The organism is Streptomyces sp. rh34, from assembly GCF_002551245.1.
Classification (GTDB): domain Bacteria; phylum Actinomycetota; class Actinomycetes; order Streptomycetales; family Streptomycetaceae; genus Streptomyces.
Map to the genome: position 1 here is coordinate 1 of NZ_NTGZ01000047.1, position 15312 is coordinate 15312.

The 15312-nt window shown below is 71.2% G+C and carries 15 protein-coding genes; 12 read left to right on the forward strand and 3 right to left on the reverse strand.

Annotated elements, in window-relative coordinates; genetic code table 11:
* The first annotated feature begins 8 nt into the window (after nucleotides 1-8).
* The 10 genes from CR470_RS12010 to CR470_RS12055 all read left to right on the forward strand — a co-directional run bounded on the left by CR470_RS12010 (nucleotide 9) and on the right by CR470_RS12055 (nucleotide 9467).
* Nucleotides 9-1151: a lactonase family protein gene (locus tag CR470_RS12010; protein WP_097867579.1), complete on the forward strand. Its 1143-nt coding sequence runs from the start codon at nucleotides 9-11 to the stop codon at nucleotides 1149-1151.
* 109 nt (nucleotides 1152-1260) lie between these two features.
* Nucleotides 1261-1512 (forward strand): hypothetical protein, encoded by a 252-nt coding sequence (locus tag CR470_RS12015; RefSeq protein ID WP_097867580.1) that lies wholly within the window; start codon nucleotides 1261-1263, stop codon nucleotides 1510-1512.
* 137 nt (nucleotides 1513-1649) lie between these two features.
* Nucleotides 1650-1970 (forward strand): helix-turn-helix domain-containing protein, encoded by a 321-nt coding sequence (locus CR470_RS12020; RefSeq protein WP_097867611.1) that lies wholly within the window; start codon nucleotides 1650-1652, stop codon nucleotides 1968-1970.
* 155 nt (nucleotides 1971-2125) lie between these two features.
* Nucleotides 2126-2662 (forward strand): 2-oxo-4-hydroxy-4-carboxy-5-ureidoimidazoline decarboxylase, encoded by a 537-nt coding sequence (gene uraD / locus CR470_RS12025; RefSeq protein ID WP_097867581.1) that lies wholly within the window; start codon nucleotides 2126-2128, stop codon nucleotides 2660-2662.
* Between the two features lie 20 nt (nucleotides 2663-2682).
* Nucleotides 2683-3072, forward strand: coding sequence for a hydroxyisourate hydrolase (uraH, locus tag CR470_RS12030; protein WP_257138592.1), 390 nt, complete (start codon nucleotides 2683-2685; stop codon nucleotides 3070-3072).
* Between the two features lie 7 nt (nucleotides 3073-3079).
* Entirely contained in the window at nucleotides 3080-4003 is a 924-nt protein-coding gene (gene pucL, locus CR470_RS12035) for a factor-independent urate hydroxylase (RefSeq protein ID WP_097867582.1), read from the forward strand.
* A gap of 68 nt (nucleotides 4004-4071) precedes the next feature.
* Complete coding sequence (locus CR470_RS12040) at nucleotides 4072-5475, forward strand: nucleobase:cation symporter-2 family protein (protein ID WP_097867583.1); 1404 nt, start codon at nucleotides 4072-4074, stop codon at nucleotides 5473-5475.
* A 45-nt stretch (nucleotides 5476-5520) separates the two neighbouring features.
* Nucleotides 5521-6909 (forward strand): 8-oxoguanine deaminase, encoded by a 1389-nt coding sequence (locus tag CR470_RS12045; RefSeq protein ID WP_097867584.1) that lies wholly within the window; start codon nucleotides 5521-5523, stop codon nucleotides 6907-6909.
* A gap of 281 nt (nucleotides 6910-7190) precedes the next feature.
* Nucleotides 7191-8648 carry a nucleobase:cation symporter-2 family protein gene (locus CR470_RS12050; RefSeq protein WP_097867585.1) on the forward strand — a complete coding sequence of 486 codons (1458 nt, stop codon included), beginning with the start codon at nucleotides 7191-7193 and terminating at the stop codon, nucleotides 8646-8648.
* 135 nt (nucleotides 8649-8783) lie between these two features.
* On the forward strand, nucleotides 8784-9467 hold the full coding sequence (locus CR470_RS12055) for an alpha/beta fold hydrolase (protein ID WP_097867586.1): 684 nt from the start codon (nucleotides 8784-8786) through the stop codon (nucleotides 9465-9467).
* Nucleotides 9468-9789: 322 nt separating this feature from the next.
* Here the strand turns inward: CR470_RS12055 and CR470_RS12060 are convergent, their stop codons facing one another.
* Nucleotides 9790-10452 carry a TIGR03086 family metal-binding protein gene (locus tag CR470_RS12060; protein ID WP_097867587.1) on the reverse strand — a complete coding sequence of 221 codons (663 nt, stop codon included), beginning with the start codon at nucleotides 10450-10452 and terminating at the stop codon, nucleotides 9790-9792.
* A 292-nt stretch (nucleotides 10453-10744) separates the two neighbouring features.
* Between CR470_RS12060 and CR470_RS12065 the strand changes: the two genes are divergently transcribed.
* A complete protein-coding gene (locus tag CR470_RS12065; RefSeq protein WP_097867588.1) occupies nucleotides 10745-11737 on the forward strand; it encodes a fibronectin type III domain-containing protein in 993 nt (330 codons plus the stop codon).
* Between the two features lie 488 nt (nucleotides 11738-12225).
* Here the strand turns inward: CR470_RS12065 and aceB are convergent, their stop codons facing one another.
* A complete protein-coding gene (aceB, locus tag CR470_RS12075) occupies nucleotides 12226-13845 on the reverse strand; it encodes a malate synthase A (RefSeq protein WP_097867589.1) in 1620 nt (539 codons plus the stop codon).
* Nucleotides 13846-14110: 265 nt separating this feature from the next.
* Nucleotides 14111-14716, reverse strand: coding sequence for a nucleotidyltransferase family protein (locus CR470_RS12080; RefSeq protein ID WP_097867590.1), 606 nt, complete (start codon nucleotides 14714-14716; stop codon nucleotides 14111-14113).
* 249 nt (nucleotides 14717-14965) lie between these two features.
* On the opposite strand from CR470_RS12080, the gene CR470_RS12085 reads away from it, so the two are divergent.
* Nucleotides 14966-15268, forward strand: coding sequence for a DUF5955 family protein (locus CR470_RS12085; RefSeq protein ID WP_097867591.1), 303 nt, complete (start codon nucleotides 14966-14968; stop codon nucleotides 15266-15268).
* Nucleotides 15269-15312 lie beyond the last annotated feature (44 nt).

The window sequence follows — 15312 nt, forward strand, 5'->3', positions numbered from 1 at the left end:
CATCAGAGATGTGTATAAGAGACAGCCTCGGCGGTCTGCTCGCGGGGGCCGCCCTGGCCGCCGCCCCCGCCCCCGCGGCCGCCCGTCCCGCTCCCGTGCCCGTCGCCCCGCGCGCCACCCGCCCGCTGCTGCTCGGCACGTACACCTCCGAAGGAGGGGGCGGCACGGGCATCGGCACCGCCGCGTACGACACCGGCACCGGCGCGATCACCCCCGGACCGGTGATCACCGGCGTCGAGAACCCCTCCTACCTGGCCCCGCACCCCTCAGGCGCCACCGTCTACGCGGTCGCCGAGCAGGGCGCGGGCGCGGTCACCGCCGTGGCGATCACGCCGGACGGGACGTACGAGGTGCTCGGCAGCCGTCCCACCGGCGGCTCCGGCCCCACTCACCTCTCCGTCCACCCCTCCGGACGCTGGCTGCTGAGCGCCAACTACACCTCCGGCAGCGTCGCCGTCCACCCGATCGCCGCGGACGGCTCCCTGGGGGATCGGACCGACCTGGTCACCCACAGTTCGCCGCCGCCCGGACCCGGCCAGGGCGGGCCGCACGCCCACCAGGTCGTCACCTCGCCCGACGGCGGTCACGTCCTCGCCGTCGACCTGGGCACCGACACCGTGTACACGTACGCGCTCGACGTGTCGGCCGGTACGCTCACCGAGGTCTCCCGGGCCGCTCTGGCTCCCGGCTCCGGCCCCCGCCACCTGGCCTTCCATCCCGGCGGGCGCTTCGCGTACCTGGCCTGCGAGCTGGACGACACCATGGTCGTCTGCGGGTACGACCCCGCCACCGGCGCTCTCACCCCGGGGCCCGGGCAGTCCACCGGTACGGGATCCGGCACCAGCTACCCCGCCCAGCCGGTGGTCACCGGGGACGGGGCGTACGTCTACCTCGCCAACCGGGGCCACAACAGCCTCACCCGTTACGCCGTGGAGGGCGACGGGGCGGTCCTGCGACTGCTGGACACCGTGCCCGTCGGCGGCGACTGGCCCCGACAGCTCGCCCTGTCCCCGGACAGCTCCCTGCTCTTCGCCGCGAACCAGCGCTCCTCCACCGTCACCGTGTTCGGGGTCGGCCCCGACGGCTCCCTGACCGCTGCGGGCGCCCCCTTCCCGGCTCCGGTCGCGGTCTGCGTCCTGCCGCTTCCGTAAGTCCGGCCGTCGGGGCCCCGCGCGCACCGGGGCGGGCCCCGTCCAGCGGTTACAGTCGTGGCCGAGCCGCGGGGGCCCGCACCCGGGGCGAGGACATCATGGAGGCACAGTGCGCTTGAGGGTGGAATTCACCACCGAGCCGTTCGATCTCGACGAGGCGCCCACCCACGCGGTGGTGGCCCGCGAGGTGATCCAGGGCGCCGGGCTCGACGCCGTGGACGTCGGCCCCTTCGGCAACACCGCGGAAGGGGGCGCGGACGAGGTGCTCACCGCCGTCGACTCCCTGCTGCGGCGCGCCCTGGCCTCGGGCGCCACCCGGGTATCGCTCCAGGTGAACGTGGTCGAGGGGGACGCACCGTGACCGAATCCACCGATCACCCCCCGGCTGCGGCCGACGCCCCCCCAGCAGTGGGCGGCGTCCCCTCGGCAACGTCCGACAACCCTTCGGCAACGCTCGACCATCCGCTGGTCTCCGCGGTCAAGCCGCTCGTCGACGCGATGGGCGCGGAGCTGCTGGGCCCGGATCGGGCCCAGCCGGACGACGTCGTACTCGCCTGGGAGGGGCGGGACGTCATAGCCGTACGTCTCCCGCAGCTCTCCGACTCGCTCGACCACATCCTCGCCGCGATGGAACGACGGCACGGGATGCCGCTCGCCGACCTGGACCGCAAGGCCAAGCAGGGCGTCGTCCGGACGCTGGAGGCACGCGGTGCCTTCTCCGTACGGCACGGCGTGGAGACGGTCGCCGGCGCCCTCGGCGTCTCCCGGTTCACCGTGTACAACTACCTGAACCGGGAACATGCGGCCAAGGGTGAGTAGTTGGCCGAACACACAGGAAAGCCGCCGTCCGCATGCCGGGACGGCGGCTTTCTTCGTTCGCGAGATTTCAACAAAGTGTTGACGTCGTGTTGTGGAGGGCGTTAGCTATCCGCAGCCCGAACAACGCACAGCGAAAAGCAGCCACGGAGGCTCCCGTGACTTCGAGCTCCACACCGGGCCTCGCCCGGTTCAACACCCTGGCGGACGGCGAGGCCACCGCCGCACTGCACGAGGTCTGTGCCAGTGCGACCTGGGGAAACACCCTCCTCGCCGGGCGCCCGTACGCCACCGAAGAAGCCCTGCTCTCCGCGAGCGACGCCGCCATGGCGAACCTCACCGCGGAGGACCTGGCCGAAGCGATGGCGGGCCACCCGCCGATCGGCCGCCCGAAGCCCGGCGACCCGACCTCCTCCCGTGAGCAGCGGGGGATGGCCGGCGCCTCCGAGGAGCTCAAGACCGAGATGCTCGAACTGAACCTGGCCTACCAGGAGCGGTTCGGACATGTCTTCCTGATCTGTGCCACCGGCGCCACCGGTGAGCAGATGCGCGACGCGGTGAAGTCCCGGATCGGGAACTCGCCCGAGCAGGAGCAGGAGATCGTGCGCACCGAACTGGGCAAGATCAACCGCATCCGGCTGACCCGTCTCGTGACGGAGACCCTCGCAGAGGGCGCTCCCGCACAGGACTCTTGAGATCTAGGAGAGTGACGGTCTTGAGTACCGACACGACCGCATCGGTGTCCACCCACATCCTGGACACCAGCATCGGCCGCCCCGCCGCGTCCGTCACCGTCTCGCTCGCCGCCCGCAGCGGAAGCGACACGCCGTACGTGACGCTCGGAGCGTCCGCGACCGATGCGGACGGGCGTTGCAAGGACCTCCCGGCACTGCCGGAGGGAACAAGCCATGTGCGTCTCGTATTCGACACCGAGGCGTATTTTTCCAAGAAGCAAGCCGAGGCGCAGCAGGACGCCCCCCGCGTAAGGGACAGCGGCGCGTTCTTCCCGGAGGTGACCATCGCGTTCGCGGTCGCCCCGGGCGAGCACTATCACGTACCGCTGCTGCTCAACCCGTTCGGCTACTCCGTTTACCGAGGGAGCTAGCACCGACATGCCCACGATTCTCGGCCAGAACCAGTACGGCAAAGCAGAGAACCGCGTCGTAAAGATCACGCGGGACGGCGACACCCACCACATCAAGGACCTGAACGTCTCGGTCGCCCTCTCCGGCGACATGGACGACGTGCACTACTCCGGCTCCAACGCCAACGTCCTGCCGACCGACACCACCAAGAACACGGTGTTCGCGTTCGCCAAGGAGCACGGGATCGAGTCCGCCGAGCAGTTCGGCATCCACCTCGCCCGGCACTTCGTCTCCTCCCAGGAGCCGATCCACCGCGCCCGGATCCGGATCGAGGAGTACAGCTGGGAGCGCATCGCGACCTCCGACGGCAACTCGAAGTTCATCGGCGCCGACGAGGTCAAGCACTCCTTCGTCCGCAAGGGCCAGGAGACCCGCGTCTCCCAGATCACCTACGACGGCGACAACTGGGAGGTCATCTCGGGCCTCAAGGACCTGACGGTGATGAACTCGACCAACTCCGAGTTCTGGGGCTACGTCAAGGACCGGTACACGACGCTCAAGGAGGCGTACGACCGCATCCTCGCGACGGACGTCTCCGCCCGCTGGCGCTACAACTGGACCAGCGACGAGCAGCGGATGCCGAACTGGGAGAAGTCCTACGAGCAGGCGCGCAAGCACATGCTCCACGCCTTCGCCGAGACGTACTCCCTCTCGCTCCAGCAGACCCTGTACCAGATGGGTTCGCGCATCATCAACAGCCGCAGCGAGATCGACGAGATCCGGTTCTCGCTGCCGAACAACCACCACTTCCTGGTGGACCTCGAACCGTTCGGCCTCAAGAACGACAATGAGGTCTACTTCGCGGCGGACCGTCCCTACGGTCTGATCGAGGCCACCGTGCTCCGGGACGGCGTCGAGCCGAAGATCCCGGTCGACATGACCAACCTCTGACGCGGCACTGAACCGGCCGCCGTCCGCGTAACGACGGGCGGGGGCCGGTCATCCCGGAGGGAACACCGATGGCACAGCCTGCAACGAGGCCGGCCGAAGGCCCAGGCAAAGACCCCTCGAAAACCCTCGCCGACACGGCGGTTCACCCGGTCGACGAGAAGCTTCCTCCCGCGCGGCTCGTCCCCGCCGCGCTCCAGCACATCGCCGCCATGTACGCGGGCGTCGTCACCCCTCCGCTCATCATCGGCCAGGCCGTCGGCCTGGACACCGCCGGGATGACCCGGCTCATCGCGGCGAGCCTCCTGATCGCCGGACTCGCCACCATCCTCCAGACCGTCGGTCTCGGCCGCTTCGCCGGCAATCGGCTCCCGTTCGTCAACGCCGCCTCGTCCGCCGGGATCGCGCCGATGCTCGCCATCGCCGAGACCAGCGCACCCGGACACCAACTCCCCGCGATCTACGGGGCGGTGCTCGTCGCCGGTGTCTTCTGCCTGGCGGTCGGCCCCTTCTTCGGCAGACTGCTGCGCTTCTTCCCGCCGCTCGTCACCGGCGTGGTCATCACCCTCATCGGCGTCACCCTGATGCCGGTCCCGGTCGCCTGGGCGCAGGGCGGCGACGCCACCGCCGCCGACTTCGGCGCCATGAAGTACCTGGCGCTGGCCGCCTTCACACTCGTCGTCATCCTGCTCATCCAGCGCTTCGGCCGCGGCTTCCTCAAGCAAGTGGCCCTGCTCATGGGCATGTTCGTCGGCACGCTCGCCGCGATTCCGTTCGGCCTCGCCGACTTCTCCGCGCTGAGGTCCGCACCGCTCGCCGCCCTGCCGACCCCCTTCGCCTTCGGCGCGCCGGAATTCCACCCCGCCGCGATCCTCTCCCTCTGCATCGTCATGCTCGTCCTGATGACGGAGTCCTCGGCCGGGATGCTCGCCCTCGGCGAGATCTGCGACCGCCGCACCGACGGCCCTACGATCACCCGCGGCCTGCGCACGGACGGCATCGCCACCCTCCTCGGCCCGGTCTTCGGCGGTTTCCCCACCAGTGCCTTCGCCCAGAACGTCGGCGTCGTCTCGCTGACCCGCGTGCGCAGCCGGTACGTCGTCGCGGCGGCGGGCGGTGCCCTGCTGGTCCTCGGCGCCTTCCCGGTGCTGGGCGCGGTCGTCTCGCTCGTCCCGATGCCCGTCCTCGGCGGCGCCGGCATCGTCCTCTTCGGCTCCATCGCGGTCAGCGGCATCTGTACGCTCTCCGAGGCGGGTCTGGACGACAGCTCCAACATCATCCTGGTCGCCGTCGCGCTCGGCGCGGGCATCATCCCGCTCGCCGCGCCGGCCTTCTACGCCGGATTCCCGTCCTGGGCGCAGACCGTCCTCGGCTCCGGGATCAGCGCGGGAGCACTGGTCGCGGTCGTGCTCAACCTGTTCTTCCACCATCTCGGCACCCACAGCCGCACCGCTGTGGCACTCAAATCCTCCTAGGGTCCTGCCGTGCCCACATCGCCACAGAGAGAAGAAGGAAGCGCCATGGCAGCTTCGGCAGACCCTCAGCGCATCATCATCGAAAACTGTTCGATCGCCACCGTCGACGCGCACGACACGGAGTACGCGTCCGGGTACATCGTCGTGGCGGGCAACCGCATCGAGTCCATCGGCGCAGGCAAGGCTCCGGAGGGCCTGACCGGAGTCGTCCGGCGGATCGACGGCACCGGGCACCTCGCCACACCCGGACTCGTCAACACCCACCACCACTTCTACCAGTGGATCACCCGGGGCCTGGCCACCGACCACAACCTCTTCAACTGGCTGGTCGCGCTCTACCCGACCTGGGCACGCATCGACGAGCCGATGGCCCGCGCCGCCGCGCAGGGCTCGCTCGCCATGATGGCCCGCGGCGGCGTCACCACCGCCATGGACCACCACTACGTCTTCCCGAAGGGCTCCGGCGACCTCTCCGGCGCGATCATCGGCGCCGCCCGCGACATGGGCGTACGGTTCACCCTCGCCCGGGGCTCCATGGACCGCAGCGAGAAGGACGGCGGCCTGCCCCCGGACTTCGCCGTCGAGACCCTCGAAGGCGCGCTCGCCGCCACCGAGGCCACCGTCGACGCCCACCACGACGCCTCCTTCGACGCCATGACCCAGGTCGCCGTCGCGCCCTGCTCGCCGTTCTCCGTCTCGACCGAACTGATGCGCCAGGGCGCCGAGTTGGCCCGGCGCAAGGGCGTACGGCTGCATACCCACGGCTCGGAGACCGTCGAGGAGGAGCAGTTCTGCAAGGAACTGTTCGGGATGGGCCCGACCGACTACTTCGAGTCGACCGGCTGGCTGGGCGCCGACGTGTGGATGGCCCACTGCGTTCACATGAACGACTCCGACATCGCCGCCTTCGCCCGTACGGGAACGGGCGTCGCCCACTGTCCGTCCTCCAACGCGCGCCTCGCCGCCGGGATCGCCCGGGTACCCGACATGCTGGCCGCCGGTGTTCCCGTCGGCCTCGGCGTGGACGGCACCGCCTCCAACGAGTCCGGCGAACTCCACACCGAGCTGCGCAACGCCCTGCTCATCAACCGCCTCGGCGCCCACCGCGAGGCCGCCCTGAACGCCCGTCAGGCCCTGCGCCTCGGGACCTTCGGCGGGGCCCAGGTCCTGGGCCGCGCCGACCAGATCGGCTCCCTGGAGGCCGGCAAGCTCGCCGACCTCGTCCTGTGGAAGCTGGACACCCTGGCCCACTCCTCGATCGCCGACCCGGTGACCGCGCTCATCTTCGGCGCGGCCGCCCCGGTGACCCTCTCCCTCGTCGACGGCAAGCCGGTCGTCGAGGGCAGCCACCTCACCACGGTGGACGAGGACGCCATCGCCCGGGTCACCCGCGACGAGGCCCGCCGCCTCGCGCAGATCGCCGCCGGAGCCTGATTCCGAGCGGTATCCCCGACCGGCCGGTCGAGGGGGACGGCCCGAGACCGGCCGCCGTGGACCCGAGCGGGGTCCACGGCAGCCGGTCCGGCGGACGCGCGCATGGTGCGCGCCCGCCGGACCGGTGATGAACGCTGCCCGCACACACCCCCAGTGCGAGCCCCCGCACCCCCCTCTGCCCCACCTGCACCACCTGAGAGAGCCGCACCACCGCACCACTTACGCACCACCTCCCTGAACCCCACGTCGCCGACGACGTGTAACCGACCGGAGGAACCGCCGTGGCCGCTGAGCCCAGGTTTCGCAAAGACGCAGATGCAGCCGCCCCCGACACGACGGCCGACGCCGCCGCGGAAGCGGGAGCCGACCGGAAGCATCCGGTCGACGAAACCCTCCCTCCCCTGAAGATGTTCACCAGCGGCCTCCAGCACGTGGCCGCCATGTACGCGGGCGTGGTGGCCCCGCCGCTCATCGTGGGGCCGGCCGTCGGCCTCACCGCCAAGGAGACCGCCTTCCTGATGGGGGCGAGTCTGTTCACCGCGGGGATCGCCACCCTGCTCCAGACCATCGGCTTCTGGAAGGTCGGCGCCCGGCTGCCCTTCGTCAACGGCGTCTCCTTCGCCGGGGTCGCCCCGATGATCGCGATAGGCAAGGACCGGGGACACGACGGGATAGCCGTCATATTCGGGGCGATCATCGTCGCGAGCGTCCTCGGCTTCGTCCTCGCCCCGTACTTCTGCAAACTGGTCCGCTTCTTCCCGCCCGTCGTCACGGGCACCGTGATCACCCTGATCGGCGTCTCGCTCCTCCCGGTCGCCTTCAACTGGTCCCAGGGCGGCAACGCCACGGCCGACGACTACGGTTCGATGACCAACATCACCATGGCCGCCGTGACCCTGGTGATCGTGCTGGCCCTCCGCAAGCTCCTGCGCGGCTTCCTCCAGCAGATCGCGATCCTGCTCGGTCTGGTCATCGGAACCCTGATCGCCATCCCGGCCGGCATCACCGACTTCGGCGCCATCAAGGACGCCGACGTGGTCGGTTTCCCGACGCCGTTCGCCTTCGGCGCCCCGCAGTTCGAGATCGCCGCCATCATCTCGATGTGCATCGTGATGCTGGTCTGCATGACCGAGTCCACCGCGGACATGCTGGCCCTCGGCAAGATCGTCGGCCGCCCGGCCGACGAGAAGATCATCGAGGGCGGCCTGCGCGCCGACACCCTCGGCAGCGCCATCAGCCCGCTCTTCAACGGGTTCATGTGCAGCGCCTTCGCCCAGAACGTCGGCCTCGTCGCCATGACGAAGATCCGCAGCCGCTTCGTCGTCGCGGTCGGCGGGGCGATCCTGATCGTCCTCGGCCTGGTTCCGGTCGCCGCCTCGGTCATCGCCCTCGTACCGCTGCCGGTGCTCGGCGGCGCGGGCATCGTCCTGTTCGGCACGGTCGCGGCCAGCGGCATCCAGACCCTGGCCACCGCCGCCCTGGAGAAGGGCGAGAACGCACTGATCGTGGCGGCGGCCGTCGGCATCGGCCTGATCCCGATCGCCGCGCCGCGGTTCTACCACGCCTTCCCCGAGGACCTGCTGGTCGTCCTCGACTCGGGCATCTCCACCGGCTGCGTGGTGGCCATCGTGCTGAACCTCGCCTTCAACCACCTGGGCCGCAAGCCCGACACGACGGACGAGGAGCAGGCACCGGGCGAGCACGTGGTGCCGGCCGCCGCCGGGGTGGGCGTCCACTGACCCTCTCCGCCGCCGCGGCCCGGTGAGACCCCGCGCGGGTCCACCGGGCCTGCGGCGTGCCTCAGCCCTCGCGCAGCCTGCCGGGGGCCGGGCCCCGGGAGCCGGCCGGCGTCGGCCGGCTGTAGCGTCAGGGGCATGGAAGATCAGTCTGTTGTGGATGTCGGCGATGTGCGCCTCGCGTACCGGACCTGGGGCGACGCGTTCGGCTCGCCCGTCGTGCTGCTGCACGGCCTCGGCGGTTCGGCCGCGAACTGGGAGGCGGCCGGCCCCCTGCTGGGCCAGGAGTGGCGGGTCTTCGCCCTGGACCTGCGCGGCCACGGCGAGAGCGACTGGCCCGACGACTACGACCTGGACCTGATGGCCGAGGACGTCGTGGGCTTCCTCGACGAACTGGAGCTGGACCGGGTCGGCCTCGTCGGCCACGGCATGGGCGGGGTCGTCGCCCGGCTGGTGGCGCAGGAGCACTCCGACCGGGTGGAGCGGCTGGTGCTGGTGGAGACCCCGGCCCCGTTCCCCGGCGACCCGGGCCCGGCGGGCCGTGCCGAGGGCCCGGTGGACTACGACGAGAACGCGGTGCCCGCCGTACGCGACCAGCTCGCCGACCCCGGCCCGGACGCCGACGAGGCCCTCGGCGACATCGTCTCCCCGACGATGATCATCACCGGCGGCCCGGAGAGCGCGATGGAACAGCACCGCCAGGCCGACGTGGCCTCCCTCATCCCGGACTGCCGGATGATCACGGTCCCGGGCGGCCACCGGATGCACGAGACCCGGGCGGACCAGGTGGCCGCGCACATTACGGAGTTCTTCACCAGCTGAGGCGCTCCCGCGCCGACGGCGCTGTCCGTGGCGGCTGCCATGATCGACGCCAGGGACTTCGACCGTGCCTCGGATCCGGAGGGCACCGCCCCGCGGCGGCCGGGGCGGTCGGCCCCGACAGCGCGCCGGAGCTGCGGATCGCCGCCGTCATGGCCCGCGTGGACGCCGGGCTGCCTTGGACCCGGGACCACCACGAAGCCGTGCTGGACCTGCTGCCCCTGGACCGCCTCGTCGTCGCGGTCAGGGGTGCGTGATCGTGCGGTCCGGATCCGAACCGGGCCGTGCGTCCGGAGCCCGTGTGGCGGTGGGCGGCCTGCCCCTCTCAGCTGCCCGGCTGCCAGTCCGGACGGCGACCACTGAGAGCGATCACCCGGTCCAGCGGCGGGGCGTCGTCCGGCACCGGGACCGGCGGCCCGAAGAGGCTGTCGCCGTCGGAGCCGTCGGAGCCGTCGGAGCCGTCGGAGCCGTCCGGGCCGTCCGGGCCGTTTCCCACCGGGGCGAGCAGGGCCTCGCAGGACCGCAGTTCGGCCTCCCCGGCCGCGTACGGCTGCCCGGTCGACCGGGCGAGGTCCCAGCCGTGGACGACGAGTTCGTTGAGCGCGACGGCCCCCGCCACCTCGCCGGGCAGCTCCACCCCGCCCGCCCGGGTCATGCCCGTCCAGGCGTCGGGTGAGCGCCAGGCCGCCGCCATCTCGTCCAGCCGAAGGGGCAGCACCTCACGCCAGTCGTCGTCGAGGACGGGGAGGGCGGCGTCGGGGGACACGGCGGTGCTCGCCCCGAGATCCTTGCGGGCGGCGTCGCGGAAGGCGGTGGCCAGCCCGGTGAGATGGCCGAGCAGCTCCCGTACGGCGTAGTCGGGGCAGGGGGTGGGGCCGTCCAGCCGGCTGTCGTCGAGCGGACCGAGCAGCGCGGCGATCCGCCGGGCGGCCGGCTCCAGGTCGGGAAGAGCGGCGACATCCGACACGGGGGTCTCCTGTGCGTCCATACAGGGAAGACCCCTCGACCACCGAAAACTCATCGCTCCGTCACCCGCGACCCGTCACCCGCGACCCGTCACCCGAGACCCGAGACCCGCGACCCGTGATCCGAGACCCGCACCCCGAGACCCGCACCCCGGGTCCCGGGTCCCGGGTCCCGATGATCCATGCCCCGTGTCCTGCCCGGACCGCGGGCGGGCGGTGGGCGGCGCACACCGTCACATAGCGGAAGGTTCCTCGCCGTCCTCTTGTCGGCGACCCCCACGCCATGGCATACAGGTCTGGACCATTGCTGTCCGGATGGAAGGCACCACCGTGCAACGCCCCCACATATCTGCCGCGTTGACCTGTTCCGCCCTGCTTCTCGCCCCCCTCCTCTCCGCCTGCGGTGGCACCGCCGAAGCCGACACGCAGCCTCCCGGCACCCCCAAGGGCGTGACCGCCCAGGCCAGCAGCTCCACCTCGGTGCACGTCATGTGGGAGGGCGCCTCCGACAACGAGAAGGTCGCCGGATACGAGATCTACCGGGGAAAGGCCAAGGTCAAGAGCGTCCCGGCGACGAAGACGATGATCGACGTCGACGGGCTGGCGGCCTCGACGGACTACACCTTCAGCGTGCGGACCAAGGACACGGCAGGGAACCTCTCCGGGCCCAGCAAGGCCGTCCCCGTCACCACCCAGGCCACCCCGGCCAAGGACGACACGCCCCCCACCGCCCCGGCGAGGCTGACGGGCAGCGCCGACGGAAGCCGTGGCGCCACCCTCACCTGGGGCGCGTCCAAGGACGACGTCGGCGTCACCTCGTACGACATCTACCAGGAGGACTCCCGGATCCACAGCGTCCCGGCCTCCGCGACCACGGCGAAGCTCACGGGGCTGCGCCCGGGGACCGTCTACACCTTCACCGTCCGGGCCCGGGACGCCTCCGACAAGTCCTCGGCCGACAGCAACATGTTCGACCTCACCACCGAGTCCGCCCCCGGCGCCCCCGCGAGCACCGCCCCCACCGGTCTGCGCACGGAGGTCGGCAAGGAGGCCGCCGAGTTCATCCTCGACCTGTCCTGGGACCAGCCCGAGACGGGCGGGGTCATCCCCGCCTACGAGCTCCATCTCAACGGCAAGCTGACCACCACCATCGTCTGGGGCGGTACGCCTCCCAAGGGCCGCGCCACCTACCGGCTGCACCTCTCCGACCCGGCGGGCACCCGCTATTCGGTGAAGCTCAGGGCCAAGCTGCCGGACGGCAAGTGGGGTGACTTCTCGGCCCAGCGGACAGTCGTCCTGACGGACTGAGGCCCGCCCGACCGGCGTCTTCGAGGGGTGCGGCGCGCCGCACCCCGTGGTCCATGGGTCCCGGAAGGCCGGAGGACCGAAGGGGCTGAACCATGGACAGGGGAGACGACGACCGGGCACACGGGTCGACGCGCTGATGGACGGTCGCGTCGCCGGCCTGGAACGGCTGACGGCCATGCCGTCCATCACCTCCCCCGGCTTCATCGGCAGCGACGCCCCGAGCGTCACCCATCTGGAGCCCCCGCGTCCGTCCGGTATCCCGCTCACCGCCACACGGGGCGACACGGGCCCCGGACGCGAACCCGCGACCGACGGTCCGACGTACCACCTCCGGGTCTCGACGACGGCGGTCACCGTCGGCGGGGTGGCCCTGGCGAGGATCGGCTACGACACGTACCTGCGGCGTAGTTGGGCAAGTGACCCCGGCCGGGCGCACACCACCGCCCCCGGCGCTGTGCGGTGCCGGGGGCGGTGCTCGTACGGTGAGGTCAGCGGAGCTGCTCGTACGCCGGCAGCGTCAGGAAGTCCGCGTAGTCCTGGTCCAGGGAGACCTGGAGCAGCAGGTCGTGGGCCTGCTGCCACTTGCCGGCGGTGAAGGTCTCCTCGCCGATCTCCTCGCGGATCGCGGCCAGTTCCTCGGCGGCGACCTTGCGGGCCAGGTCCGCCGTGGCGTGCTCGCCGTTCTCGAAGACCACGTCCGCGTTGATCCACTGCCAGATCTGCGAGCGGGAGATCTCCGCGGTGGCGGCGTCCTCCATCAGGTTGAAGATGGCGACCGCGCCCAGGCCGCGCAGCCAGGCCTCGATGTAGCGGATGCCGACCGCGACGGCGTTGCGCAGGCCGTCGTAGGTCGGGCTGGCGTCGAGGGTGTCGATGGCGATCAGGTCGCCCGGGGCCACCGAGACGTCCTCCCGCAGCCGGTCCTTCTGGTGGGGCTTCTCGCCGAGGACCGCGTCGAACGAGGCCAGGGCGATCGGGACCAGGTCGGGGTGGGCGACCCAGGAGCCGTCGAAGCCGTCGTGCGCCTCGCGGTCCTTGTCCGCCTTGACCTTCTCGAAGGCCACCTTGTTGACCTCGGCGTCGCGGCGTGAGGGGATGAAGGCGGCCATGCCGCCGATCGCGTGCGCGCCGCGCTTGTGGCAGGTGCGGACCAGGAGTTCGGTGTACGCGCGCATGAACGGGGCGGTCATCGTCACCGCGTTGCGGTCCGGGAGGACGAACTTGGGCCCGCCGTCACGGAAGTTCTTGACGATGGAGAAGAGGTAGTCCCAGCGTCCGGCGTTCAGCCCGGAGGCGTGGTCGCGCAGCTCGTAGAGGATCTCCTCCATCTCGTACGCGGCGGTGATCGTCTCGATCAGCACCGTCGCGCGGACGGACCCCTGCGGGATGCCGACGTAGTCCTGGGCGAAGACGAAGACGTCGTTCCAGAGGCGGGCCTCCAGGTGCGACTCCGTCTTCGGCAGGTAGAAGTACGGGCCCTTGCCGAGGTCGATCAGACGCTGGGCGTTGTGGAAGAAGTAGAGGCCGAAGTCGACCAGCGCGCCGGGCACGGAGACGCCGTCCAGCTGGAGGTGGCGCTCCTCCAGGTGCCAGCCGCGCGGGCGCATGACGACCGTGGCGAGTTCGCCGGCGGAGTTCAGCGCGTACGACTTGCCCGACCCCGGGTCGGTGAAGTCGATGCGGCGCTCGTAGGCGTCGGTCAGATTGAGCTGGCCGAGGATCACGTTCTCCCAGGTGGGAGCGGACGCGTCCTCGAAGTCGGCGAGCCAGACCTTGGCGCCCGAGTTCAGGGCGTTGATGGTCATCTTGCGGTCGGTCGGACCGGTGATCTCCACCCGGCGGTCGTTCAGAGCGGCCGGAGCCGGTGCGACCTTCCAGGAGTCGTCCGCGCGGACCGCCGCCGTCTCGGGCAGGAAGTCCAGCGTGGAGGTGCGGGCGATCTCGGCGCGGCGCTCACCGCGGCGGGCGAGCAGCTCATCGCGGCGCGGGGTGAACCGCCGGTGCAGTTCGGCCACGAAGGCGAGGGCCGCGTCGGTCAGGACCTCTTCCTGCCGGGGCAGGGGCTCGGCATCGACGATGGCCAGCGTGGACGGCGCTGGTGCGGACATGAGCTGTCACTCCTTCAGCGGGCGGCGGCGTCTCATGGCCGCCGGGTCGCCTGAGACGGCACGGCGTGCCATGGCTCCGAGATACGGCCGTGGGTGCCGTCTGAGGTTCAGAGGGCTTCTGACCAGTGGATAGTAGTTTCCTCATGGTGGAAGTTCAATGGTTTGTTGATGTCGAGATTCTCCGGGTCGACAGAAACGGGCCGCCGTCGGCGCAGCGTGCCAACGCGGCCACGGACTGTGCGCGGCGACCGCCTCCGCCCGTCGGTCACTCCAGGTGTCGCAGGTCCTGCGAGGTGTCGATGTCGTACGCCTCGGCCACATCCGAACACTCCACGAGCGTGATCGCATCGCGGTGCTCCCGCAGATACGCCCGCGCCCCGCGGTCGCCCTCCGCCGCCGCCGCGACGTCCGCCCACCGGTCCGCGCCGAACAGCACCGGATGGCCCCGCTCCCCGCCGTACGAGGCGGCCGCCAGACTCGCCCGCGAGCGGTACGCGAGACGCACCCGCGCCACCGCCTCCGCCCCGATCCCGGGCTGATCGACCAGAAGGACGAGCGCCGCGTCCGCGTCCGTCGCACTCAGCGCGGCCAGGCCCAGGCGGAGCGAGGAACCCATGCCCTCCTCCCAGCCCGGGTTCACGGTCACCGCGCAGCCCGAGAGATCCGCACGGGCCCGCACCTCCCCGGCCGCCGCGCCCAGCACCACGTGCAGCGGTCCGCAGCCGCCGTTGCGCAGGGAGCGCACCGCGTGTTCGATCAGGGGGCGGCCCCGGTGCTCCAGCAGCGCCTTCGGCCGGCCGCCGAGCCTGCGGCCCCCTCCGGCGGCCAGGAGTACCCCAGCGACCTCGGGGTTCTTCGCGGCGGAAGTCATGTGCGCGGTTCGCTCCGTAGTCCTGCCCGTAGGCGTGTCCGTGACCATGGGGTCTGGATACCACTGAGCGGTTCGCACACGCGACACGCATGTCACCCTCAGGGGTAACCCCGATTTCTTTCCGTGGGCTGGCGCGCACTGCCTGTTATGGCGTTAACTTGCGGGCACACCCGGGGACTTGGCCACAGCCCGGGTTCGGGGGTCACACCGGCACAGGGACGTGCGAGGGGGAGTGCTGTGTTGCGAAGCGTGGGGCAGAAGCGCCTGACCGGCAGCGACGAGGACCCGAGGGTGGCCGAGCTGCGGATGGCCGTCTCCCGGCTCCGCCGGGAACTGGCCGGGCTCCGGACCGAATTCCCGGACCGGCCGATCGCCGAGGACGAGCTGGCGGCCCTGGACGCGATGGCCGTCAGCGGCGTGCCGGAGATCCCCCGGATGCGCCGCTCCCTGCTGCTGATCGCGGGGGCGATCGGCTCGGTGAGCGCGGTGGCCGCGGCCCTGCGCGAGGTGCGCAACGCGGTCGACCTCTTCGGGGAGTCCCCGCGCGGCTGACGCACGACGCGCGGGCCTGGCTTCAGCGGCGGATGAGCCTGCGG